The organism is Frankia sp. CoWAU3 (assembly GCF_977971855.1).
In genome coordinates this window covers 1-625 of sequence record NZ_CDWWXB010000183.1, presented here as the reverse complement: position 1 = coordinate 625, position 625 = coordinate 1, and the positions used below count along the sequence as shown (strand labels likewise).

General features: G+C 69.6%; 1 protein-coding gene. It reads left to right on the top strand.

What is annotated here, in order from left to right:
• Positions 1-379 (top strand): DUF3043 domain-containing protein (locus AC08ON_RS14520; RefSeq protein ID WP_476617155.1); only part of this gene is annotated, 379 nt, incomplete at its 5' end.
• Positions 380-625 lie beyond the last annotated feature (246 nt).

Genomic DNA, 625 nt, shown 5'->3' with positions numbered 1-625 from the left:
CCGCGCGGCGATGATGTCCGGCGACGTCAGCCGGCTGCCAGCGCGTGAACGCGCGCCCGAGCGCGTACTGACCCGCGACTTCGTGGACACGCGGATCAACGTCGGATCGTTCTTCTTGCCAATCGCCGTCGTCTACTTCGTCGGCGGACTGGTCCCGAACGCATCGATCAGGCTGGCCGCGACCCTGCTGATGCTGCTCGGGATCGTCGCGGTCGTCATCGACTCGATCCTGCTCTCCTGGCAGGTGAGCCGGCGCGTCGCGGAGAAGTACCCGGACTCCCGGGTGCGGGTGCGGGCCTACGCCGCGCAGCGCGCGCTACTGCCGCGGCGCTGGCGACTCCCCCGCCCGCGGGTCTCCCGCTCCGACCCGCGCCCCTGATCGACGGTCAGAACCGAACCATGTTCATACACTACGGCTCATGAGCGATCATGGGTTGGACAAGGAGCGTGCGCGGGCGGTCCGTGCTCGGCTACGTGCGCGGCGGGCCGGGGGCGGTAGCGGGGAGGATCAGCGGCGCCCGTGGGCGGGTGAGCCTGCCGCGATCTACTGCCGGATCTCGCACCTCAAGGATGACGATCAGACAGGCGTTGATCGTCAGCGGGAGATCGCGCACGAGGTCGCCGA